Source organism: Aeromonas sp. R10-1 (assembly GCF_040908465.1).
GTDB classification, from domain to species: Bacteria; Pseudomonadota; Gammaproteobacteria; order Enterobacterales; family Aeromonadaceae; genus Aeromonas; species Aeromonas caviae.
Window position 1 is genome coordinate 1 of sequence record NZ_JBFODT010000023.1, and the last position, 23525, is coordinate 23525.

Below are 23525 nucleotides of genomic sequence, written 5' to 3' on the forward strand. Positions count from 1 at the left end.
GCGAACGGCAACAACAGCCTGTTCGAAGACTTCGCGGTGAGCCTGGTGGACAGCGACGGGGACTCGGCCTCGAACACCCTGAGCGTGCAGATTGTGGACGACGTGCCGACGGCCAACGATGATGCTGACAGCGCTACTGAAGGTGTGTTCACTCCAGTGACGGGGAATGTCATTACCGGGGCGGGTACCATCGGCGGCACAGCCGGTGCCGGGGTTGACGTCATGGGGGCGGATGGTGCGGCAATCAGCCAGGTCGTGAGCTCGAACGGCAATTCAGACAGTAATCCTGCCGGTGGATTCACCGTGACCGGGCTGTATGGGACGCTGACCATGGGGCTGGATGGCGAATACAGTTATACGCTCACGGCGGCATCGGTTCCCGTGGGGGCTTCGGAGGTATTTACCTACACGCTCAAAGATGGCGATGGTGATACGGATCCGGCAACACTGACCATCAATATTGCTCAGGATACCCGTGTTCCTGTATTGACCATCGGCAATGCGACGGTTGATGAGGAGGGACTGCCTGAGGGGACGGCTGCCAGTGGTAATTCGGAGATATTCAATGGCAGCTTCACCATCAACACCCAAGGTGAAAATCTGACTACCTTGACCATCGGTGGGCAGGCTTACAACTTGATCAGTGGCGGCAGTCAGACCTTGATCAACAATACGGAAGGAATGTTGACGGTAACCGGTGTCAGCGGCCCCACAGCCGGTGTCTACACAGTGAACTATACCTACACGCTCAAAGACAATGTGCTGACTCACAACGTTCAGGGCAACAGTGATACAGCGAATGGTCCGAGTTTCGTCGTGTCGGCTACGGATGCCAGTGGCGACAGTGGCACGGGTAACCTGCAGGTTGTGATCAGCGATGATGCCCCCATTGCCAATGCTGTTACCAATGCAGGCCAGGCGACTCAGGTGCAGAACACGAATCTGATGTTGATCCTCGATATTTCCGGCAGTATGGGTGATCCATCTGGCTATCAAGGCATGACTCGGATGCAGGTGATGCAGAAGTCCGCATTGGAGCTGCTGGACAAATACAGCGCCTACGGCAGCGTCATGGTCAATATCGTGACCTTCTCCACTTCAGCCGCCAATCCGACCGGGGTGTGGGTCTCGATCGATGTAGCCAAGGCTATCATCCTTGGTCTTACCCCCACGGACTCGACCAACTACGATGATGCATTGAACGAGGCAATCAAAGCCTTTGGCGATACAGGTAAACTCGCTAATGCGCAAAATGTCTCTTACTTCATGTCGGATGGTCTGCCAAATGCCAACTCGTTGAGCGGTACCCCCGCCACAGTTCCTGATGGCAACAACTCGCTTGGCGGTGGGAACGGGATCGATGGTGATGGCACGACACTGAGTGGTGAAACCAAGGACTGGGCCGATTTCCTGACGGCGAACAACATCAATTCGTACGCGCTCGGGATGGGCTCGGGAGCGACCCAGTCTGCACTGGATCCCATTGCCTACAACGGGGTCAGTGGTGCCAGCCCGGCGAATACCACCGCAGTGGTGGTGACTGACTTCAGCCAACTGACCGCGACCCTTTTGAGCACCGTGGTAGCTCCGCCCCTGGCAGGACAACTGCTCAACGGGGTAGCGGCGAGTGCCGGGGCCGATGGTGGCTGGCTCAATGCCATTACCGTGGGGGGGGTGACTTATACCTACAACCAGAAGACGGACTCCGCCGGCGTTTCGGGAGGGACATCAGTCGGGACCTTCAATACAGCGACCAATGAATGGACCATTACACTTGCAGGCGGCATCCTCAAGGTGGATATGGACAACGGCGCCTACACCTATACTCCGCCGTCATCCATTCCGGTCGGGGGGATAAACCAGGTCGTGGGTTACAGTGTGATAGACAACGATGGGGATACTGCGTCCAGCACCTTGTCCATCGTTATCAACCCGGCGGTCGGTCCTACCGTGGTTCGTGATGACTTTATCATCACCAACCAGGACCCTGCGACCATTCCGGATTGGGCCCTGCTTGCCAATGACACCGGGCCTCTGGCTGCGACCCAGATGATCACGGGCGTCTCGGGAGCTGTTGGAGGGACCGTCACAGACAATGCAGGCTCGGTAACATTTGACAATACTTCCGGCAATGCTACCCCCAGCTCTTACGAGGGTTCGTTCAACTACACCAATAGCACGACCACAGATACGGCCAAGGTGTATGTGGATGTGCAGAGCGGTTCGACACTCACCGGGAGCTATCTCGACGAGATCCTGATCGGGGGGTCTGGAAACGATACGCTCAACGGGAATGCCGGGAACGACATCCTGCTTGGAGGACTCGGTAACGACACCTTGAATGGTGGTGAGGGCAATGATCTCCTGATCGGTGGCGCTGGCAACGATACCCTGAACGGCGGCAACGGCAATGATACGGCCAGTTACTTCGACAGCGCTGCTGGGGTCACGGTCACAGTCAATGGCGCCAATCAGAATACCGGAGGGGCAGGGACAGACAGCCTGAGCAACATAGAAAACCTGGTAGGGTCCATGTTCAACGACAGCCTGACCGGCGATGGCAATGCCAATGTCCTGAGCGGACTGGCAGGTAACGACATCTTGAGTGGTGGTGGTGGCGACGACCTGCTGATTGGGGGTACCGGCAGTGATACCCTGACTGGTGGGGCTGGCAAGGATACCTTTAAATGGATGGCAGGTGATGCAGGAGGCACGGATACCATCAAAGACTTCACCACGGGGGCCAATGGAGATGTCCTGGACCTGAGTGAACTGCTCAGTGGTGAGCATGCCGATGCGAGCACACTGGATCACTATCTTACCTTTGCTCCTGGTCCGGGCAGTGGCAAGTCGACTCTGACCATTGATCTGGATGGAGCGGGAAGTGGCACCACGACTCATACCATCCTCTTTGACAACGTAGATCTGACGGCTGGCAAATCCAATCTGCAGATCATTCAGGATCTGCTGGATCAGGGCAACCTCAAGGTCGATCCGTAAGCAGGGTATGGGGGCCGGGTGTGCCCGGCCCCTGTTATTTGATGGAGTGGGCAGATAAGATAGCCGCAGTATCAGGAGAGGGTCACCATGCAGTCATTCAACTGGGTCGACATCGACGGCATTCGCTACAGCTGGAACGGGCAGGACAATATCGTCTGCACCGGTCGCTTTGGCTATCAGGCCACGATGACGGGTGACACTCTCAACGGTCTGGAGCTGGAGAGCGAAGATGGTGAGGTGGCGGGGTTGCTCAATGTGGACTTTGCCGCCTCTCGTATCAGCTTCACGCCAGCAGAAGATGCCCCCCTGCCCCACATGATGGTGCTGGTCGGCCATGAGTGGGGGCAGCAGGAGTATTCGTTGCAGAGCCTGAGCGATACCTCCTTGCAGGGGCTGCTCAGCCACGGCGAGGAGCTTGACTGGGGGGCGCTGGCCGTCGTGACGACGTCCGAGCCGAATCTGCCATCACAAGGTCATGTTCTGTCGTGGGATTCGTTCCACTTTGAGGATGAATCGCTGTTTGGCAGCCAGGCGCCTGCTCCCGTGATGACAAGCCATGGCAATTCAGTAGGAGGGGAGATCAGCATCAATATCGACATGACCAATCAGGTGCTGGACCAGATCCCGCCGACACACGATATATGAATCCCAATCGACGACATGCATAATGACCTCCATCTAAATGATGGAGGTTTTTTTATGTGGCGTCCCCTTCTTACCCTGTCCGCGCTGGTTGTCAGTGCTCCGTTGCTTGCCATCGAGGTTCCTCAGGCCCCCCATCTGGTCGTCAGTGGCTATGCGGAGCAGAAGGTTGAACCAGACATGCTGACGCTCAATGTCGCTGTCACGGCACTGGAGAAGCAGGGCATCAAGGCCAAACAGCAGGTAGATACCAAGGTAGCTGCCTTCTTTGGCCAGCTTGAGAGCCTGGGCATCAAGCGCAGCGACGTCGAGGCGGGCAACCTAGTGATCTCCCCCGAGTATCAGTATCCCCAGAACAAGCAGCCTGAAATGGTGGGTTACCGTGCCCAGCGCCAACTGGCCGTCAAACTCTATCAATTGGACAAACTCAGCCAGTTGATGGATACCGCCCTCAAGGCGGGTCTGGAGTCCGTGACCCAGATAGAGTACGGCCTGAAGTCACCACAGGTCATCAAGGAGCAGGCCCGGCTTGGTGCTGTTGCTGATGCCACGAGCAAGGCGGAATCCCTGGCCAAGGCTTTCGGCATGAAGCTTGGCAAGGTATATAGCGTTGAATACCGCAACAGTTCCCCCATGCCGGTCTATACCCGTGCCATGAAGGCTGCGGCAGCCCCTGCCGCCGACATGATGGAAAACAGCTATCAACAGCAGCAGATCAGCATCACTGACAATGTAGAAGCCGTCTTCCTGCTGGAATAACACAGCCCCTTTGTCCATCACTCAAACCCGAGGCAACCCCTCGGGTTTGTCATTGCAGGGGCTGGCAGGACAAGTGAGCCGCGAATTGGGTCAGGTGAAACGGGAATGGAATAAAAAATGCCGGTCAGTGACCGGCATTTTTGCTGGAGAGGGATGATGCCTAGCCCAGGTTGGTAGCCAGCTTGCGTTGACTCTTCTGTTTGAGCAGATAGCCGATACCGAGTACCAGGACCCAGGCCGGGATCAGCTCGACCGAGATGCGGGTGCCGTCGTTCATGTACATGATCACCAGGATGGCGGCCATGAAGGCGAGGCAGAGGTAGTTGCCAAACGGGCTCCACAGTGCCTTGAACTTGGTGGTGACGCCTTCTGCAGCCTTCACCTTGCGGAACTTGAGGTGCGCCAGGCTGATCATGGCCCAGTTGATGACCAGGGCGGAGACCACTAGGGACATCAGCAGACCAAAGGCCTTGCCCGGGATCAAATAGTTGATGAGCACGCACAGCAGGGTGGCCGCGGCCGAGATGGTGATGGCGGTCAGGGGCACGCCGCTCTTGTTGGTCTTGAGCAGGGCCTTGGGGCCGTTGCCCTGCTTGGCCAGGCCAAACAGCATGCGGCTGTTGCAGTAGACGCAGCTGTTGTACACCGACAGCGCGGCGGTCAGCACCACCAGGTTAAGTACGTTGGCTACCAGGTTGCTGTCGAGCGCATGGAAGATCATCACGAACGGGCTGCCGCCTTCCACTACCTTGCCCCAGGGATAGAGGGAGAGCAGTACGGTGAGGGCACCGATGTAGAAGATGAGGATGCGGTAGATCACCTGATTGGTGGCCTTTGGGATGCTCTTCTCGGGATTGTCCGCTTCCGCTGCCGTGATGCCGACCAGCTCCAGACCGCCGAAGGAGAACATGATGAAGGCCATTGCCATCACCAGCCCGCCGACGCCGTTGGGGAAGAAGCCACCCTGGGCCCAGAGGTTGCTGACCGTGGCCTCGGGGCCGCCGCTGCCGGAGAACAGCATCCAGCCGCCGAATCCGATCATGCCGAGAATGGCGACCACCTTGATGATGGCGAACCAGAACTCCATCTCGCCGAACGCCTTGACGTTGGAGAGGTTGATGGCGTTGATCAGCACGAAGAAGAAAGCCGCCGACATCCAGGTCGGGATCTCGGGCCACCAGTACTGGACATAGATACCGACTGCCGTCAGCTCGGCCATGCTCACCAGCACATAGAGCACCCAGTAGTTCCAGCCGGAGGCGAAGCCGGCGAAGTCACCCCAGTACTTGTAGGCAAAATGGCTGAATGAGCCGGCAACCGGCTCTTCCACCACCATCTCGCCCAGTTGGCGCATGATGAGGAAGGCGATGAAGCCGCCGATGGCATAGCCCAGCAGCACCGCGGGGCCCGCCATCTTGATGGTGTCGGCAATGCCGAGGAACAGGCCTGTACCGATGGCACCGCCCAGTGCGATAAGCTGGATATGGCGGTTTTTCAGACCGCGCTTGAGCTCGTCGCCGTGTTGTTGAAGATCCATGCTTCCTTCCTTACGTCGCTGAAATCACTCGGCTCGCGTCCCGTCAGCCACAGCACTTCCTCTGCCTGGCGCGGCATCTTGTGCCGAAAACGTGACGAAATCCGTATTTATATCGTTACGGTTTGCCGCTGGCTGTTTTTTGTAGCGGCTACCAACCCGAGCAGAATAGTGATAATCGACCATTCATGCACCTGTTTTCCTCATCATCGGCTGCTATTTTGTGCGGCATGCAGGTTTTTCATGATCTGGAAAGGGGGTTTGAGAGTGGTTGCTGGTTTTGTGTTCTGATGGATTTCCATCTATTGACTCAGTCCGGTTTTCATGGCCTTGTTGCCCTTTGATAAAAAGGGACTCATATGATGGAGCGTATTGTGGGTGGCCTGGTGATGGCCGTGCTCTGGCTCGGGATCTGGCTATCCCCCATGTTGCTGACGATGGCGATGAGCAGCCTTGTTGTCTGCGGCTGGTTGGGAGCGGATTACCTGGTGAACCACATCGCCATGGTGCTCATCCTTGCTGCCGGGATGGGGCTGGTGCCAGCTTGCTGGCTGAGCGAGCGAGTCCGCAAGGGCAGGGGACTCATTAATTTTCACGGCATGTTGATGAACAACAAGGAACTCAACAAGCCCTGAGCCTGCTTGCCCCGCGAGTGATGGGATGCCAGCGATGATGCTGGCATTATTTTTTCATCCTGTTCTTCTGTTTCGTTATCTTGCCACTCCTCTGTCTCATGGTGCGTTGTGCTGTCGCAGCCTTGCAGGTTAGCAGAGCTGGCGGCGAAGGCCGGTCGCTTCCAGGATCTTGGCGCTGATCTCCTCGACCGAGTGGGAGCTGGTATCGAGGAAGCGGATCGCCTCCTGGCGGAACAGCCTCTCGACGCTGGCCAGCTCCTGTTTGCATTGATCAAGCGAGGAGTAGCGGCTGTTGGCGCGGCGCTGGTTGCGGATCTCGTGCAGCCGCTGCGGCATGATGGTGAGGCCGAACAATTTGTGGCGATTGGCCTTGAGGGCGGCGGGCAGCTCCAGCGATCCCATGTCCTGCTCGATAAAGGGATAGTTGGCGGCGCGAATGCCAAATTGCAGTGCCAGATAGAGGCTGGTCGGTGTCTTGCCGCAACGGGAGACCCCGATGAGGATGATGTCTGCCTCGTCATACTCCCTGGTGGTGATGCCATCGTCGTTGGCCAGCGCAAAGTTGACCGCTTCGATGCGATCGTCGTACAGCTTGCGGTTTTCCATGCCATGGGTGCGATGCAACCTGGGTTCGGCCTTGATACCGAGCTCCTGTTCGAGAGGGCTCACGAAGGTGTTGAGAAAATCGTGGCTGCTGGCCTGGGCCTTGAGCACCTCTTCACGCACCATGGGGTCGACGATGGTGTGAAACAGGATGGGGCGCACCCCGGTCTGGCGAAACTGCTCGTCAATACGTGCCCGTACCTGGCGCGCTTTCTCCTGGGTCTCGACAAAGGGGATGGTGACCTGTTCGAAGGCCAGGGGAAACTGGCTCAACACGGCGTGGCCGAAGACTTCGGCGGTGATGGCGGTGCCGTCGGATACATAGAATACGGTGTGCACTGCGGACTCCTGTGGTGCGCTCCAAGGGGCGGCGAGAAATAAGTATCTCTCGAAACCATATAGTTTTTGTCAACAGATCTGCCATGCCCAAGTTGTGAACTCGCTTGCAAACCTGAGTCGTTACCTTTTTGTGTCGCTATTGTAGAATGCCTGTGTCAAACGACCATCCCCAACTCTTGCTCGGGGATTTTTTTGACAATAAATAGAAAACGTTTTCATGGTCGTTGGCAACAGACACTAACAAAAACACACGACTTGGCACAGCAGGTGAATTGTCACCCTGGCCCCCCAACCTGGAGACATGCAAATGCAACAGTACGTACTCTGGTACGAACAGCTCGGTATGCAGGACGTTGAACGCGTCGGCGGCAAGAATGCATCCCTTGGCGAGATGATCAGCAACCTCTCGGGGGTCGGCGTGTCCGTGCCGGGCGGGTTTGCGACCACGGCCTTTGCGTTTAACGAGTTTCTGGAGTTAAGCGGCCTCAACGGCAAGATCCATGACCTGCTCGACAGTCTGGATGTGGATGACATCGCCGCCCTCAACCGGGCCGGTCAGCAGATCCGCGACTGGGTGGTGGAAGCGCCCTTCCAGCCCGCTCTGGAGCAGGCGGTGCGCGAGGCCTATGACAAGCTGAGCGCGGGGCTCGGGGCATCCTTTGCCGTGCGCTCCTCCGCCACTGCGGAAGACATGCCGGATGCGTCGTTTGCCGGTCAGCAGGAGACCTTCCTCAACGTGCGCGGTATCGATGCCGTCATGACTGCCATCAAGCATGTGTTTGCCTCGCTGTTCAACGATCGCGCCATCTCCTACCGGGTCCATCAGGGCTATGACCACAAGGGGGTCGCTCTCTCCGCCGGGGTGCAGCGCATGGTGCGCTCGGATCTCGCTGCCTCAGGCGTCATGTTTACCCTGGACACCGAATCCGGCTTCAACGACGTGGTCTTCATCACCGGCGCCCAGGGTTTGGGCGAGATGGTGGTGCAGGGGGCCGTCAACCCGGACGAGTTCTATGTGCACAAGCCGACCCTCAAGGCCGGGCGCCCTGCCGTGGTGCGCAAGACGCTGGGCTCCAAGCTCATCAAGATGACCTACTCCGGGGATGCCGGTCATGGCCGTCAGGTGAAGGTGGTCGACACCACCGATGCCGAGCGCAACCGCTTCTGCATCACGGACGAGGAAGTGATGGCCCTGGCAAAGCAGGCCCTCATCATCGAGCAGCACTACGGTCGCCCGATGGACATCGAGTGGGCCAAGGATGGTCAGGATGGCAAGCTCTACATCGTTCAGGCCCGTCCGGAAACCGTGCGTAGCCGCCAGGAAGCCAATACCCTCGAGCGCTTTGCCCTCAAGCAAACCGGCAAGGTGCTGATCGAGGGGCGCGCCATCGGCCACAAGATTGGCGCGGGTCCGGCCCGTGTCATCTCCTCCATCAGCCAGATGGATGAAGTGCAGCCCGGCGATGTGCTGGTCACCGACATGACGGATCCGGACTGGGAGCCCATCATGAAGCGCGCTTCCGCCATCGTCACCAACCGGGGTGGACGCACCTGTCACGCCGCCATCATCGCCCGGGAGCTTGGCATTCCGGCAGTGGTGGGTTGCGGCAACGCCACCGACCACATCCAGGATGGTCAGCTCATCACCGTCTCCTGTGCGGAAGGGGATACCGGCTTCATCTATGACGGCGAGCTCGACTTTGACGTGGCGGTGACCGAGGTGGGCAACATGCCGCGCCTGCCCATCAAGATCATGATGAACGTCGGCAATCCGGACCGCGCCTTCGATTTTGCCCAGTTGCCGAATGCCGGTGTGGGCCTGGCCCGCCTCGAGTTCATCATCAACCGCATGATCGGGGTCCACCCCAAGGCGCTGCTGGAGTTCGATCAGCAGACCCCGGAACTCCAGGCCACCATCACCAGGATGATCGCGGGCTACGAGAGCCCCAGGGAGTTCTACGTAGCCAAGCTGACGGAAGGGATCGCCACCCTGGCGGCCGCCTTCTGGCCTGAGCGGGTCATCGTGCGGATGTCGGACTTCAAGTCCAATGAGTACGCCAACCTGGTGGGGGGCCGTGGTTACGAACCCCATGAAGAGAACCCCATGATCGGTTTCCGTGGTGCGTCGCGCTACATTGCCGACAGTTTCCGCCCCTGCTTCGCCCTCGAGTGCGAGGCGATGAAACGGGTGCGGGATGTCATGGGGCTGACCAACGTCGAGGTGATGATCCCCTTCGTGCGTACCCTGGGTGAGGCGGAGCAGGTAGTGGAGATACTGGCTGAGAACGGCTTGCGCCGTGGCGAGCGCGGCCTGAAAGTCATCATGATGTGCGAGCTGCCTTCCAATGCGCTGCTGGCGGACAAATTCCTCGAGCACTTCGACGGCTTCTCCATCGGCTCCAATGACATGACCCAGTTGACCCTTGGGCTGGATCGGGACTCCGGGCTCATCGCCCACCTGTTCGACGAGCGCAACGAGGCGGTCAAGGCACTGCTGGCCATGGCCATCGCCGCCGCCCGCAAGGCGGGCAAGTACGTGGGGATCTGCGGCCAGGGGCCGTCCGATCACCCGGACTTCGCCGCCTGGCTGGTCGAGCAGGGGATCGATTCCGTGTCGCTCAACCCCGATACCGTGGTCGACACCTGGCTCTATCTGGCCGAGCAGCACAAGGCCGGCTAAACCCGTCCCCGCTTTTTGATGACACGGCGCCGCAATGGCGCCGTTTTTGTCTGCGCCTCCCTTTTTCTGTTACAAGGGGAATGCGCAAGGCGCTCCGCACCCATCACAGGACGATCCCATGACCTCATTGCAGTGGCAATCCGCCACCCTGGCCCTGCGTGGCCACCACACCCTGGTTATTCCCGAACTCTGTCTCACCCCGCAGGCCTGCTGGGCCTTCGTCGGCAGCAACGGCAGCGGCAAGACGGCGCTGGCGTCGGCCCTGTGCGGCGAGCTGGTCGTGCGTGCCGGAGCGGTATCGGGTCGAGTCCGGGCCGAGCGACTCTCGTTCGAGTCGCAGCAACAGCTGGGGGAGCTGGACTGGCAGCGGCGCAATACCGACATGCTGGGGGAAGAGGAGGAGGCGGGGTATCGGGTATCGACCCTGATGCTGGAGGCAGGGGGTGAGGAGCATGAGGCCCGCGCGCTGCTGGCCCGTTTTGGCATTGAATCCCTGTGGGAGCGCCCCTATCGCTACCTCTCGAGCGGGGAGGGGCGCAAGCTGCTGCTGGCCCGGGCCCTGCTGGGGCGACCCGAACTGCTGGTGTTGGACGAACCCTTCGATGGTCTGGATCAGGGGGCCAGGGCTTCTTTGATGATGTTGCTGGCCGACCTGGTGTCAGAGGGGCTGCGCCTGGTGGTGATCGTCAACCGTTTTGACGAGATCCCCCCCTTTGCCACTCACCTCGGCCTGCTCGGCGAGTGTCGTCTGCTGCTGGCGGGGGAGCGCGAGGAGGTGCTCGGCAGCCAGGAGGTTGCCCAGCTGGCACGCGCCGAAACGGTATCTCCCCGATTGCCGCCACCGCTGACGACCCCCGAGCCCCTGCCTCCCGGCCCTCGGGTCGTCATGAAAGCCATGCGTATCGCTTACGGGGATCAGGTGATCATCGATGGGCTCGACTGGACCATTGACGAGGGGGAGCACTGGCAACTGGTGGGACCGAATGGCGCTGGCAAGTCGACCCTGCTCTCCCTCATCACCGGAGATCACCCGCAAGGTTACAACAATGAGCTCCATCTGTTCGGACGGCGGCGGGGCAGCGGCGAGAGCATCTGGGAGATCAAGCGCCACATCGGGCTCGTGAGCCCGGCGCTGCATCTGGACTATCGTGTCAGCTGCCCGGTGCAGACAGTGATCCTCTCCGGTTTCTACGACTCCATCGGGCTTTATACCCGGCCGGGGGATCGTCAGCTGGCGCTGGCCAACCAGTGGCTGGCCCTGCTGGGGCTGGCCGATCAGGGGGCGCAGCCTTTCCACTCTCTCTCTTTCGGTCAGCAGCGACTGGTGCTGATCGCCCGTGCCCTGGTCAAGCATCCGCCGCTGCTCATCCTGGACGAACCCCTGCAGGGACTGGATCCCCTCAACCGTCACCTGGTGCGGGAGATGGTAGCGCGCCTCGTGGGCGAGGGAACCCAGCTATTGTTCGTTTCCCATCATGCCGATGATGCGCCCCCCGGTCTGACCCACAGGCTGAGCTTCGTGCCAAGGGAGGGGGAAGGATACGACTATCTGCAGGAGCGTCTGGGGAGCTGAGCCGTCCGGGCGGCATGGTCAGAGAGGGGCCGGTTCGGCGAGGAGCGGCGGCATCCCCAGCAGCGTCCACCACAGCCCGAAGAAGAGCATGATCCCCAGCCAGAGCCAGGCCAGATAGTGACGGGTGGCGGCCATCCCCGTCACCGTCACCATGAGTGCCGCCCCGAAGGCGATGAGGGCGAACAGAAAGGGCGCCATGTTGTCCATCATGGCGGTCATTTCACCAGGGAGAGGATCTGGCGAAATGCCGGATGGCGGCAGTCCCCCATCAGCTCATAGAGGCACATCTCCACCGACGTCAGCGCAGCTCCCCTGGCCGCAAGCTGGCCGATGGCGAGAGCCCGGTTGGCAGCGCAGCGAGACGACACCGCATCCACCACCAGCGAGACCCGGGTGCCGCTGGCCAGAAGTCCCAACACGCTCTGGTAGACGCAGATATGGGTCTCGATGCCACATACCAGCCAATGCTCTACCCCGCTTTCGGCCAGCGCGGTCGCCACAGTGGGCTCCCCCAGGGCGCCGAAGCTGTATTTGGGCAGCACAAGATCGCCTGCCTGCAGCGATTGCAATTCGGGCACGGTGGCACCGAGCTTGTCCGGGTTCTGCTCCAGCCAGACAACCGGCAGCCCCAGCACCCTGGCCCCTTGCACCAGCCTGGCGGTATTGGCAATCAGGGCGTCGCTCTCCTCGACCAGGCGGGCCAGCTTGCCCTGGATATCGACCACCAGCAGGCCTGGGTGATGGTGTTTGTGCATTTTTTGTCTCCTTTCTCCGTTGCGGATGAGATACAGCGCCATCCTGGGAGCCATTCTCGCGTACATCTTGATACAAATTGTGAGCTGACCGACGGCGTGGGGGACACTAGGATGCCCGTCATGGAGCCCGTTTTCTCAGTTGTGGTGTGCATGACAAGGGGCGACGCATCAACCCGCTACTGCGTAGTTGGACGATTTTCCATTAACGATGAGAAGTACCATGAAGAAGATAATCCTGTTCGTCTCCCTGGCTGGCCTTTTGGCCGGTTGCGCCAGCCCGGCACAACGCATGGCGGAATGCCAGGCGCAAGGGATCAGCAAGGACGCCTGCTACCAGGCCGAGCAAAACCGCCAGGCGTCCATCATGAACGCCGCCGAGAAGCAGGCCTTGGAGAACGCCAGCAAGGCGTTCAAATAATCTAACCCGACTCACTACGTGTACTTCTCAGGCCCTGGATTCACCGAATGCAGGGCCTTTTGCTGGGTGGCACTGTGCTGCGATGTGTTTGCGGCGTGTGAGGACTCAATGTAGGTCATCGCCTCGATGTTGTTGCCATCGGGATCGCGCAGGAAGGCGGCGTAGTAATTGGGGGCATAGTGGGGACGCAGTCCCGGCAACCCATTGCAGGCAAAGCCTGCCTTGATCCCCGCGTGATGGAACGCATCCACCTGTGTCGCGTCGTCGGCCCTGAATGCGAGATGGCAGGAGGCGCCCTGCTGCCCCCGCTCAATCAGGAAGCCCACGTGATCGCGGCCCATCAGGCCAAAACCGGCCGCCGTCTCATCAGACCATTTGAGTTCTATCAAAAGAGGAGCCAACACGGTGGCGTAGAAGTGCTGACAGGAGTCAAAACGCACCACCTTGATTTCAACATGATCGAACACGGTGACTCCTTGTGTTGCCTGGGTGTAGAGCAGCCCATCAGGCCCTCATTGGAACTTGTGTAAATGGGTATCGAATGACCACAATAAGCCAGTTTGACGCCAGGCAGGGAGAGGGCAAGGCGCATAACTGCGTGCTCCGTCAAAGATTTTTCATCCAGTTGCGGGATGCGCTTTGCTTCGTGCTGGCCAAGCTTGCCCGGTTTTGTTGCTTGGCGAAGGCTACGAGCTCTGTTATGGTGTGCTAATTTGGCCGTTTGGATGGCTAGATGGTTGTGCGCTGACTGCATGTTTGCGCCCCCGACCGCTCACCGTTTTGATGATCATGTTGACAGGGAGTTTTTATGCAACGTCGTTCCTTCTTCACCCTTTCCGCCCTGGCGTTGCTCGCCAGCAGCCTGCCGCTGTCCGCCTTTGCCATCGATGAGGCGAAGAAAGAGATCGTCATCGGCACCACGGTTGGTGACTTTGCCGACATGGTGACCGACTCTATCAAGCCGCAGCTCGAAGCCAAGGGCTACAAGGTCAAGCTGGTGGAGTTCACCGACTACGTGACCCCCAATATCGCCCTGGCGGACGGGTCGCTTGACGTCAACTGCTTCCAGCACAAGCCCTATCTGGAGAGCTTCGCCAAAGACCGGGGTCTCTCTCTGGCGCCCATCACCCAGGTGCCGACCGGTCCCATGGGGCTCTACGCCGGCAAGCTGGGGGATCTGAAGGCGGTGAAAGAGGGAAGCACGGTCGCCATCCCGAACGATCCCACCAACCAGGCCCGAGCACTGCTGATGTTGCAGGATCTGGGTTGGCTGAGCCTCAAGGAGGGGATCAATCCCCTCAAGGCGAGCGAGTTCGACGTGGTGAAGAACCCCCACAACCTCAAGCTGGTGCTGCTGGAGGCGGCGCAGCTGCCGCGCTCCCGTGAGGATGTGGATTTCTCCGTCATCAACGGCAACTTTGCCGCCTCAAGCGGGATCCCGTTCAGCTCCGGCCTCTTCCTCGAGCGCAGCTATGACTTCATCAACTGGGTGGTGGTAAAGAGCGCCGATGCGGGCAAGCCGTTCGCCAAGGATGTGGCGGCCGCCTACAACTCCCCTGAATTCAAGGCTTATGCCGCCAAGCGCTTCGTCGGCTACAAGTATCCCGAGGGCTGGCAGCAGAAGGGGTGAGTGGCGTACAAGCGATAAAAACGGGCACCCAGGTGCCCGTTTTTTATTGGAGGTCAGTAGTGGCGCAACCACCAGCGGGCGGCCATGAGGGCGGTGAGACTGCCAAGCAGGGCGCTTGCCAGCACATCCAGGGGCCAGTGCATGCCGATAAGGGTGCGCGAGAGGCCAATCCCGATGGCCCAGAGTGGCAGCAGCCAGGCCCCGGCGGGTGCCCGGGCCAGCCAGATCAGGCCGAAGAACTGGGCGAGGCTCATGGCGGCGATGCTGTGACCGGAGGGAAAGGCGTAGTTGACCTCTGCCTGCCAGTGCTGGCCGAGCCAGGCGGGCAGCGCCAGCAACTGGGTCGCGGCGTGGACCTGTTCACTGCGAAGGGCCTGGCTTCCCCCATAGAACTGGCGGATGGCGGGGATCAGCTCCTGGCTCTCCAGCCAGATGAGGTAGGGCCTGGGCTCCTCGGTCAGTAGCTTGATGAGGCTCTTGATGACCCAGTCGCTCGCCAGCACGGCAAAGAGGGCACCAGCCAGCGCCAGCAGGGCGCGACCGTCCAGCGTCAGCTTGTGTCTTGTGAGCAGCAGCAGGGCGGCGATGGTGAAGACCAGCCCCGGCAAGTCCACCATGCGGGTGAGGGCGTAGGGCCACCATAGCCAGCCCGATTGCAGGGCCTGGGTCATGAACGGCTGCCAGGGCAGGCAGACGAGCAGCAGCAGGGGAAGGAGCAGGAGGGCATTGAAATGAAGCACCTTGCGGCGTGGCAACGAAGAGGAGTGAGTCGGCATCAAGGGGTCCGGTTCGGTGGCGCGAGCGGCTAAAAAGAGGCGTCATTGTGCCAGTCAGGTTGCTCTGGTCAAGGCGAAGGGGGCGAGGGCAACAGGCTGTTACATATGATGCTGCCGGGCATCGTGCCCGCACCTGAGGCCGGAAGGTGAAAAGATGGCCGCAGAGCGGTCTGCCAACAAGCCTCTGAAAATCCGTCGCGTTTGGGCTAGAATGGCGCGCCTGTGGCCCTTGTGGACGAGATGCGTGCCGATGAAGATCGTCGTTGATGAAAATATGCCCCATGCGGTGGAGCTGTTTGCGGAATTTGGTGAAGTGGTTCCCCTGCCGGGACGAGAAATAAAGGCCGCGGATCTGCAAGAGGCGGATGTGCTGCTGGTGCGCTCCGTGACCCGGGTCAACGAAGCGCTCCTGGCGAGTTGCCCCAGGCTGGGGTTTGTCGGTACGGCCACCATCGGCACGGATCACATCGATCAGGGGCTGCTGGCGGCGCGGGGCATCCCCTTCTTCAGCGCCCCCGGCTGCAACAAGGTGTCGGTGGGGGACTACGTGCTCTCCGCCCTGCTGGTTCTGGCGGAACGCCATGAGCTGACCTTGAGCGAGATGAGCCTCGCCGTCATCGGCGCTGGCAACACCGGCGAGAGCGTGGCCGGCAAGGCCGAGGCGCTCGGGATGAAGGTGCTGCGCTGCGACCCGCCCCTGGCCCGTAGCGGCGCCGCTGGCGACTTCGTGGATTACCGCACTGCCCTGGATGCCGACATCGTCAGCTTCCATGTCCCCTATCTTCGTGAAGGGGATGAGGCCACCTTCCACCTGCTGGGAGCCGAGGAGATCGCCGAGCGTCCGGCCGGGCAGATCCTCATCAACGCATCCCGCGGCGAGGTGTGGGACAACCGTGCCCTGCTTGTCCGCCAGCAGGGACCCCATCCCCTGCGACTGGTGATGGACGTGTGGGAAGGAGAGCCCGAGCCCCTCAATGAACTGGTGCCCCATACCGAGCTGGCCACCCCGCATATCGCCGGTTACAGCCTGGAAGGCAAGGCCCGTGGCACCTGGATGCTCTATGAGGCGCTGTGCCGGCAACTGGGGCGCACCCCGCGCCAGGATCTGCAATCCCTGCTGCCTGCCCCAGAGGTGCGCGAGCTGACGCCGGGGCAGCCGGCGGATCAGGCGCTCATCAAACAGCTTGTCCACCTTGTTTATGACGTGCGCCGGGACGACGCCCGTTTTCGCAACCGGATCGGGCTGCCCGGCAGCTTCGATGAGCAGCGCAAGCGCTACCCCGAGCGGCGCGAATTGGGCGCCTTGCAACTGAAAGGGCCCTTCGCCGACGACAGATTGGCCCGACTGGGTTTTGCCGTCTCGGAGCAATAAACCCGATTTCAACAAGGGGAAGGGCTTGCCCAGGCGGCGCTTCCCCCGGCCCGGCATCATGGCGGGCCTGTCATCAAACCGATACGCGTGCCAGCCGGGGCCCTCATGCCCGGCCCCGACGGGCCGCATCACAGGAGAACAGATCAGTGAGTCAGCAATTCAACGTAGCGGTATTGGGTGCCAGCGGCGCCGTGGGTCAGGCCATGATCGAGATCCTGGAGGAGCGCGCCTTCCCGGTAGCGACCCTCTATCCGCTCGCCTCCAGTCGCAGCGCTGGGGACACGGTGCGTTTTGGCGGCAAGAACGTCGACATCCTTGACGTGGAGGCCTTTGACTGGAGCCAGGTGGAGATTGCACTCTTCTCCGCCGGTGCCGAGGTCTCGGCCAAATGGGCGCCCATCGCCGCCGAGCACGGCTGCATCGTCATCGACAACACCTCCTGCTTCCGCTACGACGAGGACATTCCCCTGGTCATTCCGGAAGTGAACCCGGACGCGCTGGCCGATTTTCGCAACCGCAACATCATCGCTAACCCTAACTGCTCCACCATCCAGATGCTGGTGGCGCTCAAGCCCCTGCACGACGAGGTAGGCATCAGTCGCATCAACGTGGCGACCTACCAGTCCGTCTCCGGTTCCGGCAAGGAAGGGGTGAGCGAGCTGGCGGGCCAGACCGCCCACCTGCTCAACGGCCGCCCGGTAGAGCCGACCCTCTATCCGCAGCAGATCGCCTTCAACCTGATCCCGCAGATCGATGCTTTCACCGACAACGGCTACACCCGGGAAGAGATGAAGATGGTGTGGGAGACCCAGAAGATCCTGGGGGATGCCAGCATCGCCGTGAACCCTACCTGCGTGCGGGTACCGGTCTTCTATGGTCACGCCGAGGCGGTCCATGTGGAGCTGCACCAGCCGCTGGACGCCGAGCAGGTCAAGGATCTGTTGCGCAATGCCCCGGGCGTCACCCTGTTTGATGATGAAGGGGACTACCCGACCCCGGTGCGCGATGCCACCGGTCAGGATGATGTGATGGTCGGGCGGGTGCGCCAGGATATTTCTCATCCGAGTGGTATCAATATGTGGATCGTGGCCGATAACGTTCGTAAGGGCGCGGCGACCAACAGCGTGCAGATTGCCGAACTGCTGGTACGCGACTACCTCTGAGGCCGGATGTCGGCCCCGGGCGGGGAGGGAACCCCACCTTGATGTGGGCGCCCTGGCCCCGGGATGTGACCGGGAACCCACTCTCCGGTTTTTGGAATACCGTGTGATATCAGTGGACTAGGTTTTTTTCTACACTCTGGTTCGCGTCTGGGGCTGCTTTCTGGTCGCCGCCGGGCGCGAAATATGTCGGATCGCTGGCTTGAGACCGGCGCCTGATTTATATTGAGCCGATTGTTTTGGGGTAACTATCCAGATTTTTCAATGTGATAGGGCCGTCATACGAAGGAACGAATATGGGACATTCCCGCATAACGCTGGCAACGCTACTCGCATTGGGGCTTCTGGGCACGGTTCAGGCCGAAGAGGGGGCGCGAGAACCCTTCTTTGTCGAACTCAAGGGACCGGATGGCTCACCGCCCCCCGCGGTGCAACCAGAGCCCCGGGCCCAGCCCGTGGCCCCCGTCGTATTGCCCAAGGCAGAGCCGATAGTGCGTCAGGTGGCCTCTGCGTCGGCTGGCAGTTATGGTCCCGTGCGTCCCACCGATACCCTCTGGAGTCTGGCGAGCAAGCATCGCCCGTCCAACCGGGTAAGCGTCTACCAGACCATGGTGGCCATCTATGACAAGAACCCCCGAAGCTTCGCAGACGGCAACATCAACCATATTCTGGTGGGTTCCCACATCCTGCTGCCCACCGCCGCAGAGGCGGGGCGCATCACGGATGCCGAAGCACGCCGTCGCTTCAACAGCGACAACGCGAGCTGGAAGGGGCTGAGCCCCAAATACCTGGCCAACAAGCAATCCCATGTCGCCCAGCCGGTGGCGAGCAAGCCTGCTCCGGCCAAGCCGGCTGTGGTGGCCAAGAATACACCGCCCAAGGCGGCGCCGATCCCGGCGGCACCCAAGGCGACGGCTCCTTCCCCCGAGGTGAAGGAGACCGCCAAGGCGGCTGTCTCCCCCCCCGTTGTGGTGAGCGCTGCTGCGAGCAGCGCCGCCAGCACGGCGCCGGCGCCCCTGCCCGCCACTGCGGTGGGCAAACCCTCAACCGAGATGGCGCTGGCCCTGGAAGATGCCAACGCCCAGCTCGGCCAGGTCACCGAGATGAACCACAGGCTCAAGCTGCGTCTGCAAGCCCTGACCGAAGAGGTGGAGACCCTCAAGGCCCAGTTGCAGGATCAGACCGCCCTGCAAAAAGAGGTGGCGGAACTCAAGGCCAATCCGACGCCTCCCGTGGTGGCGCCGGTGCCCAAACAGAGCTGGCTGATGGAGCTGCTCTCTTCGCCGCTCAATCTCGCCATGATCATCCTGCTGCCGGTGCTCCTGGTGCTTGCCCTGGTCACGCTCTGGTTGCGTGCTCGTGCCCGCCGCGAGCTGGAAGAGCAGGAGAAGAGCCTCTCCGAGTCGACCTCCATGGTCATGGGAGACGAGAACAGCGAGTTTGATCAGCTGATGACGGTGGGGATCGCGGATGACGAGCCCCTCCATGGCATGCCGGATCTCAACGAGCCGGAAGTGAGCAGGAAGCAAGATGGCGCCAGTGCTGCCGCCGATGTCATCTTCCGGGATGACGAGACGGCGCTCTCCGCTTTTGATGTGGAGCCTGCGGTGACGACGGCGAACCGGGATCCGGATCTGGTGCCCGAGCTGGATCTGGCCCACGAGGGGGACTTCGATCTCCCCGTGGTGCCGGAACTCGATCTCTCCGACGAGCCCGCCTCCTCTGCCCGTGGTCATGACGAGATCATGACCGAAGAGGAGCTGCAGGCCGCCCTGTTTGCCGAGCTGGACGCGGATCTGGAAGCGGATCTGGCCCAGGCCCAGGAGGAGAGCCGCAGCCAGCGTGACGAGACACTGGCCAACTTCGATCTGAGCGATCTAGAGACCGGGTTTGGCGAGCCGGCCGACGATGAGCTTGCCGCCAAGGCGCCGCACATCGACGAGACGGGGTTTGGCAAGGACGATGTGGACGACATGCTGGCCGAGCTGGGGCTGGAGCCCACCAAGCCGACGGCGTCCGAGTGGGATCCCAACGAGCTGGCCCTGGCGGACTTCGAGGATGCCTTCGCCGAGGTGGAGTCCCATCAGGGGGAGGTGAAACCCCGCGAGCAGGTGCAAGACAGCGACTTCGTTGAAATCGACAAGCTGCTGGCCGATGCCGATGCCAGCAGCACGGAGCAGGAACCCTATCAGGGCTTCTCCCTAGATGTGGGGCTGGACGGTTTCCCCGAGGTGCTGCCGGAGTCCAACGGCTTTGATGTGGATGCCGATGACGGCGGGGTGGGGGCCAAGCTGGATTTGGCCCGGGCCTACCTCGAGATCGACGACAAGGAGAGCGCCCGCGAGCTGCTGGAAGAGGCGGTGGCCCAGGGCAGCGAGCACCAGCGCAGCGAGGCGCAGAAGCTGCTCAAGCGCCTGGGCTAGGCAGGCCCTTGTCATCCATGCACCAGAGAGGGCAGCCCGCGGGCTGCTCTCTCTCTTTGGGGGCCCCGCACTGCGGCCTCGCCCGGTCTGGGACTTTTGAGCCCGAGCGCGTATAATCCGCCCCGTTTCTTTCACTGCATCCTTTCATCAGAAGACACCGTTACCCATGCGAATTGCCCTTGGTATTGAATATGACGGCAGCCGGTACTTCGGCTGGCAGCGCCAGCGCGAAGTGATCAGCGTTCAGGAGGAGCTGGAAAAAGCCCTCAGCCGCATCGCCAACCACCCCGTCTCCATCCAGTGTGCCGGTCGCACCGATGCGGGGGTGCATGCCACCGGCCAGGTGATCCACTTCGATACCGAGTCGAACCGCGCAGAAGGCGCCTGGACCCTGGGGCTCAACTCCAACCTGCCCCCTGACATCGCCGTGCGCTGGGTCAGGGAGGTGGACGAGCATTTCCATGCCCGCTTCAGCGCCACCGCCCGTCGCTACCGTTACGTCATCTACAACCACAACTACCGCCCGGCGATCCTGGGCCAAGGCGTCAGCCACTACCACGAAGCCATCGATGCGACACTGATGCACCAGGCCGGCCAGAGCCTGCTGGGGGAGCATGACTTCAGCACCTTCCGGGCTGTCGCCTGTCAGTCCAACACCCCCTGGCGCAATGTGACCCACCTGTGTGTCAGCCGTTCCGGCCCCTACATCGTGCTCGACATCAAGGCCAACGCCTTCCTGCATCACATGGTGCGCAACATCACCGGCTCCCTGCTGCTGGTGGGGCAGGGGCTTCAACCGGTGGAGTGGATTGCCGAGGTGCTGGCGGCGAAGGATCGCAACCTGGCGGGCCCGACCGCCAAGGCGGGCGGTCTCTATCTGGTGGATGTGGATTACCCGGCCGAATTCGGGTTGCCCCGGCCGCCCCTCGGCCCGCTGTGGCTGCCGGACTCGGCACCGGGTACGACCAGTTTTTAGTAACTGGGCCCGAAAATTTGTGGTTTAATGATCCGTCGTTTATTGCCATCGAGCCGTTAAGTCATTGAACAATCAAGGCTCGATGTGTTTTGTCAGGCACAAATGCATTAAGGAATTCCATGAGCTGGCTTGAGAAGATCCTTCCCAAGAGCAAGATCACCACACCGCGTCGTCACAACATTCCGGAAGGGGTGTGGACCAAGTGTACTGCTTGCGAACAGGTGCTCTACCGGGCAGAGCTGGAGCGCAATCTCGAAGTGTGCCCCAAGTGTGACCATCATATGCGCATCAGCGCACGTGCCCGTCTCGAGAGCTTCCTCGACGCCGAGGGACGCAGCGAAGTCGCGGCCGAGCTGGAGCCGCAAGACATCCTGAAATTCAAGGATTCCAAGCGCTACAAGGATCGTTTGTCTGCCGCCCAGAAAGAGACGGGCGAGAAGGATGCGCTGGTGGTGATGAAGGGGACCCTCAAGGGGGTACCGGTCGTCGCCTGTTCATTCGAGTTCTCCTTCATCGGGGGCTCCATGTCCTCCGTGGTCGGTGCCCGCTTCGTGCGCGCCGTCGAGGAGAGCATCAAGGAAGGCCGCGGCCTGGTCTGCTTCTCCACCTCCGGTGGTGCGCGGATGCAGGAAGCCCTGTTCTCCCTGATGCAGATGGCGAAGACCAGTGCGGCCCTAGATCGCCTCACCAAGGCGGGCCTGCCCTTCATCTCCGTGCTGACCGACCCCACCATGGGTGGCGTCTCCGCGAGTCTGGCCATGCTGGGTGACATCAACGTAGGCGAACCCAAGGCGCTGATCGGCTTTGCCGGCCCCCGCGTCATCGAGCAGACCGTGCGCGAGAAACTGCCGGAAGGCTTCCAGCGCTCCGAGTTCCTGCTGGAGAAGGGTGCCATCGATCTCATCATCGACAGGCGCGAAATGCGCAACCGTCTGGCCGGTCTGCTGGCCAAGCTGATGAACACTCAGGTCATCGAAGACTGAAGATGAGTTCACACATGCAACAATCCCAAAGCCGGTCGCTGGTCGACTGGCTTTCTTATTTGGAGCAGATCCACCCGGCCAACATCGACATGGGGCTGGAGCGGGTCGGCACGGTTGCCCGCCGCATGGGCCTCACCGAACTGCCGTTCAAGGTGATCACGGTGGCGGGCACCAACGGCAAGGGCTCCTCTTGCGCCATGGCGGCCAGCATCCTGATGGCCGCCGGCTACCGGGTCGGTGTCTACTCCTCCCCCCATCTGCTGCGCTTTACCGAGCGGGTGCGCGTCAATGGCCAGGAGCTGGACGATGGCGATCACTGCGCGGCCTTTGCCGAGGTGGAAGCCGCCCGGGGCGACATCGCCCTCACCTTCTTCGAGTTTGCCACCCTGGCGGGTCTGTGGCTGTTTCGCCGCGCCGCGCCCGATGTGCTCTTGCTGGAAGTGGGGCTGGGGGGGCGGCTCGACGCCACCAATGTGGTGGAATCGGACGTCGCCCTGATCACCTCCATTGCCCTGGATCACTGCGACTGGCTCGGGGATACCCGGGAGGCGGTGGCAGTGGAGAAGGCTGGCGTCTATCGCAAAGGTAAACCCGCCATCAGCGGGGAGCCCAATCCGCCGTCGACCATCGCAAGCGAAGCGGCGCGCCTCGGCGCCTGCCTGCGTCAGGTCGGCATCGATTTTCGTGGTGACGAGCATGAAGGTGACTGGGATTATCACGGCCTGCACCACTGGTCGGGATTGCCCAAACCAGCCCTGCCGCTGATGAATGCGGTCACCGTGCTGGCGGCCCTGGAGTCCCTCGGTCTGCCATTGGCGGAGTCCGCCATCCGCGACGGCCTGGCCAATGCCCGCCTGGCTGGCCGGATGCAGCAGTTGCAAACCTCGCCGCTGGTCATCGTCGACGTGGCCCACAATCCCCACTCTGCCGCCTATCTCGCCAGCCAGCTGCGTCAGCGCCCCGGCAAGGGCAAGCGCCGCGCCGTGGTTGGCATGCTCAAGGACAAGGACATGGCGGGGTCGCTGGCCGAGCTTGACGGTCTGATTGACGAGTGGTTCCTGGCAAGCCTCCACGGCCCGCGCGCGGCCACGGCCGACCAGTTGGCGACGGCCCTTGGCAGCGGCCGGGGCGCGGCGCTCACCTTTGCCAGCGTGGGGGATGCCTTCGGCGCCGCCTTGGCCGCATCGAGTCCTGACGATATGGTCATTGTGTTCGGCTCGTTTTACACTGTCGCCGACGTGCTGGCTTTGGGCTCGGTCTGAGCCGT

The 23525-nt window shown here is 61.3% G+C and carries 20 protein-coding genes; 14 read left to right on the forward strand and 6 right to left on the reverse strand.

Annotated features, from left to right (window positions below; genetic code table 11):
• From AB5Y93_RS10405 to AB5Y93_RS10415, 3 genes are all read left to right on the forward strand, one after another.
• A partial coding sequence (locus AB5Y93_RS10405; RefSeq protein WP_368229286.1) for a type I secretion C-terminal target domain-containing protein occupies positions 1 to 3000 on the forward strand: 3000 nt, incomplete at its 5' end.
• Between the two features lie 87 nt (positions 3001 to 3087).
• On the forward strand, positions 3088 to 3645 hold the full coding sequence (locus tag AB5Y93_RS10410) for a hypothetical protein (protein WP_201969279.1): 558 nt from the start codon (positions 3088 to 3090) through the stop codon (positions 3643 to 3645).
• Positions 3646 to 3699: 54 nt separating this feature from the next.
• Positions 3700 to 4401: an SIMPL domain-containing protein gene (locus tag AB5Y93_RS10415; protein WP_368229287.1), complete on the forward strand. Its 702-nt coding sequence runs from the start codon at positions 3700 to 3702 to the stop codon at positions 4399 to 4401.
• Positions 4402 to 4561: 160 nt separating this feature from the next.
• Here the strand turns inward: AB5Y93_RS10415 and AB5Y93_RS10420 are convergent, their stop codons facing one another.
• Entirely contained in the window at positions 4562 to 5938 is a 1377-nt protein-coding gene (locus AB5Y93_RS10420; protein ID WP_104454345.1) for an amino acid permease, read from the reverse strand.
• Between the two features lie 356 nt (positions 5939 to 6294).
• Here AB5Y93_RS10420 and AB5Y93_RS10425 point away from each other — a divergent pair, with 356 nt between their 5' ends.
• The gene (locus AB5Y93_RS10425) at positions 6295 to 6570 is read left to right on the forward strand and encodes a hypothetical protein (protein ID WP_368229288.1); all 276 of its coding nucleotides are present in this window, start codon (positions 6295 to 6297) and stop codon (positions 6568 to 6570) included.
• 129 nt (positions 6571 to 6699) lie between these two features.
• Here AB5Y93_RS10425 and AB5Y93_RS10430 read toward each other — a convergent pair whose 3' ends face one another.
• Positions 6700 to 7512 carry a pyruvate, water dikinase regulatory protein gene (locus AB5Y93_RS10430; RefSeq protein ID WP_010675153.1) on the reverse strand — a complete coding sequence of 271 codons (813 nt, stop codon included), beginning with the start codon at positions 7510 to 7512 and terminating at the stop codon, positions 6700 to 6702.
• A 307-nt stretch (positions 7513 to 7819) separates the two neighbouring features.
• On the opposite strand from AB5Y93_RS10430, the gene ppsA reads away from it, so the two are divergent.
• Positions 7820 to 10192 (forward strand): phosphoenolpyruvate synthase, encoded by a 2373-nt coding sequence (gene ppsA / locus AB5Y93_RS10435; protein ID WP_368229289.1) that lies wholly within the window; start codon positions 7820 to 7822, stop codon positions 10190 to 10192.
• 118 nt (positions 10193 to 10310) lie between these two features.
• Positions 10311 to 11765, forward strand: coding sequence for a molybdate ABC transporter ATP-binding protein ModF (modF, locus tag AB5Y93_RS10440; protein WP_160837082.1), 1455 nt, complete (start codon positions 10311 to 10313; stop codon positions 11763 to 11765).
• A gap of 18 nt (positions 11766 to 11783) precedes the next feature.
• On the opposite strand, the gene AB5Y93_RS10445 is transcribed toward modF, so the two are convergent.
• Both AB5Y93_RS10445 and AB5Y93_RS10450 read right to left on the reverse strand, forming a co-directional pair.
• The gene (locus tag AB5Y93_RS10445; RefSeq protein WP_223918067.1) at positions 11784 to 11963 is read right to left on the reverse strand and encodes a hypothetical protein; all 180 of its coding nucleotides are present in this window, start codon (positions 11961 to 11963) and stop codon (positions 11784 to 11786) included.
• 17 nt (positions 11964 to 11980) lie between these two features.
• Entirely contained in the window at positions 11981 to 12520 is a 540-nt protein-coding gene (locus AB5Y93_RS10450) for a hydrolase (protein ID WP_368229290.1), read from the reverse strand.
• Between the two features lie 220 nt (positions 12521 to 12740).
• On the opposite strand from AB5Y93_RS10450, the gene AB5Y93_RS10455 reads away from it, so the two are divergent.
• A complete protein-coding gene (locus tag AB5Y93_RS10455) occupies positions 12741 to 12938 on the forward strand; it encodes a hypothetical protein (RefSeq protein ID WP_368229291.1) in 198 nt (65 codons plus the stop codon).
• Positions 12939 to 12952: 14 nt separating this feature from the next.
• On the opposite strand, the gene AB5Y93_RS10460 is transcribed toward AB5Y93_RS10455, so the two are convergent.
• Entirely contained in the window at positions 12953 to 13405 is a 453-nt protein-coding gene (locus AB5Y93_RS10460; protein WP_151027978.1) for a VOC family protein, read from the reverse strand.
• Between the two features lie 341 nt (positions 13406 to 13746).
• Here AB5Y93_RS10460 and AB5Y93_RS10465 point away from each other — a divergent pair, with 341 nt between their 5' ends.
• A complete protein-coding gene (locus AB5Y93_RS10465) occupies positions 13747 to 14568 on the forward strand; it encodes a MetQ/NlpA family ABC transporter substrate-binding protein (RefSeq protein WP_041214971.1) in 822 nt (273 codons plus the stop codon).
• A 53-nt stretch (positions 14569 to 14621) separates the two neighbouring features.
• Here AB5Y93_RS10465 and AB5Y93_RS10470 read toward each other — a convergent pair whose 3' ends face one another.
• Positions 14622 to 15344 (reverse strand): phosphatase PAP2 family protein, encoded by a 723-nt coding sequence (locus AB5Y93_RS10470; RefSeq protein WP_368153748.1) that lies wholly within the window; start codon positions 15342 to 15344, stop codon positions 14622 to 14624.
• Positions 15345 to 15594: 250 nt separating this feature from the next.
• Between AB5Y93_RS10470 and AB5Y93_RS10475 the strand changes: the two genes are divergently transcribed.
• From AB5Y93_RS10475 to folC, 6 genes are all read left to right on the forward strand, one after another.
• Entirely contained in the window at positions 15595 to 16716 is a 1122-nt protein-coding gene (locus tag AB5Y93_RS10475) for a 4-phosphoerythronate dehydrogenase (RefSeq protein ID WP_103858298.1), read from the forward strand.
• 146 nt (positions 16717 to 16862) lie between these two features.
• Complete coding sequence (locus tag AB5Y93_RS10480) at positions 16863 to 17879, forward strand: aspartate-semialdehyde dehydrogenase (RefSeq protein ID WP_010675142.1); 1017 nt, start codon at positions 16863 to 16865, stop codon at positions 17877 to 17879.
• A gap of 293 nt (positions 17880 to 18172) precedes the next feature.
• Positions 18173 to 20299 carry a FimV/HubP family polar landmark protein gene (locus AB5Y93_RS10485; protein ID WP_368229292.1) on the forward strand — a complete coding sequence of 709 codons (2127 nt, stop codon included), beginning with the start codon at positions 18173 to 18175 and terminating at the stop codon, positions 20297 to 20299.
• Between the two features lie 166 nt (positions 20300 to 20465).
• Positions 20466 to 21275, forward strand: a complete 810-nt coding sequence (truA, locus tag AB5Y93_RS10490) for a tRNA pseudouridine(38-40) synthase TruA (protein WP_041214976.1) — start codon at positions 20466 to 20468, stop codon at positions 21273 to 21275.
• A gap of 119 nt (positions 21276 to 21394) precedes the next feature.
• Entirely contained in the window at positions 21395 to 22258 is an 864-nt protein-coding gene (gene accD, locus AB5Y93_RS10495; RefSeq protein ID WP_010675139.1) for an acetyl-CoA carboxylase, carboxyltransferase subunit beta, read from the forward strand.
• A gap of 2 nt (positions 22259 to 22260) precedes the next feature.
• The gene (folC, locus tag AB5Y93_RS10500) at positions 22261 to 23520 is read left to right on the forward strand and encodes a bifunctional tetrahydrofolate synthase/dihydrofolate synthase (RefSeq protein ID WP_368229293.1); all 1260 of its coding nucleotides are present in this window, start codon (positions 22261 to 22263) and stop codon (positions 23518 to 23520) included.
• Positions 23521 to 23525 lie beyond the last annotated feature (5 nt).

Excerpts from the sequence above, each read along its gene's own strand:
- AB5Y93_RS10455 (WP_368229291.1), top strand. The coding sequence starts at position 12,741 with ATGAAGAAGATAATCCTGTTCGTCTCCCTGGCTGGCCTTTTGGCCGGT.
- accD (WP_010675139.1), top strand. The coding sequence starts at position 21,395 with ATGAGCTGGCTTGAGAAGATCCTTCCCAAGAGCAAGATCACCACACCG.
- AB5Y93_RS10425 (WP_368229288.1), top strand. The coding sequence starts at position 6,295 with ATGATGGAGCGTATTGTGGGTGGCCTGGTGATGGCCGTGCTCTGGCTC.
- ppsA (WP_368229289.1), top strand. The coding sequence starts at position 7,820 with ATGCAACAGTACGTACTCTGGTACGAACAGCTCGGTATGCAGGACGTT.
- AB5Y93_RS10450 (WP_368229290.1), bottom strand. The coding sequence starts at position 12,520 with ATGCACAAACACCATCACCCAGGCCTGCTGGTGGTCGATATCCAGGGC.
- AB5Y93_RS10465 (WP_041214971.1), top strand. The coding sequence starts at position 13,747 with ATGCAACGTCGTTCCTTCTTCACCCTTTCCGCCCTGGCGTTGCTCGCC.
- AB5Y93_RS10415 (WP_368229287.1), top strand. The coding sequence starts at position 3,700 with ATGTGGCGTCCCCTTCTTACCCTGTCCGCGCTGGTTGTCAGTGCTCCG.
- modF (WP_160837082.1), top strand. The coding sequence starts at position 10,311 with ATGACCTCATTGCAGTGGCAATCCGCCACCCTGGCCCTGCGTGGCCAC.
- truA (WP_041214976.1), top strand. The coding sequence starts at position 20,466 with ATGCGAATTGCCCTTGGTATTGAATATGACGGCAGCCGGTACTTCGGC.
- AB5Y93_RS10410 (WP_201969279.1), top strand. The coding sequence starts at position 3,088 with ATGCAGTCATTCAACTGGGTCGACATCGACGGCATTCGCTACAGCTGG.
- AB5Y93_RS10445 (WP_223918067.1), bottom strand. The coding sequence starts at position 11,963 with ATGGCGCCCTTTCTGTTCGCCCTCATCGCCTTCGGGGCGGCACTCATG.
- AB5Y93_RS10470 (WP_368153748.1), bottom strand. The coding sequence starts at position 15,344 with ATGCCGACTCACTCCTCTTCGTTGCCACGCCGCAAGGTGCTTCATTTC.
- AB5Y93_RS10475 (WP_103858298.1), top strand. The coding sequence starts at position 15,595 with ATGAAGATCGTCGTTGATGAAAATATGCCCCATGCGGTGGAGCTGTTT.
- AB5Y93_RS10420 (WP_104454345.1), bottom strand. The coding sequence starts at position 5,938 with ATGGATCTTCAACAACACGGCGACGAGCTCAAGCGCGGTCTGAAAAAC.
- AB5Y93_RS10485 (WP_368229292.1), top strand. The coding sequence starts at position 18,173 with ATGGGACATTCCCGCATAACGCTGGCAACGCTACTCGCATTGGGGCTT.
- folC (WP_368229293.1), top strand. The coding sequence starts at position 22,261 with ATGAGTTCACACATGCAACAATCCCAAAGCCGGTCGCTGGTCGACTGG.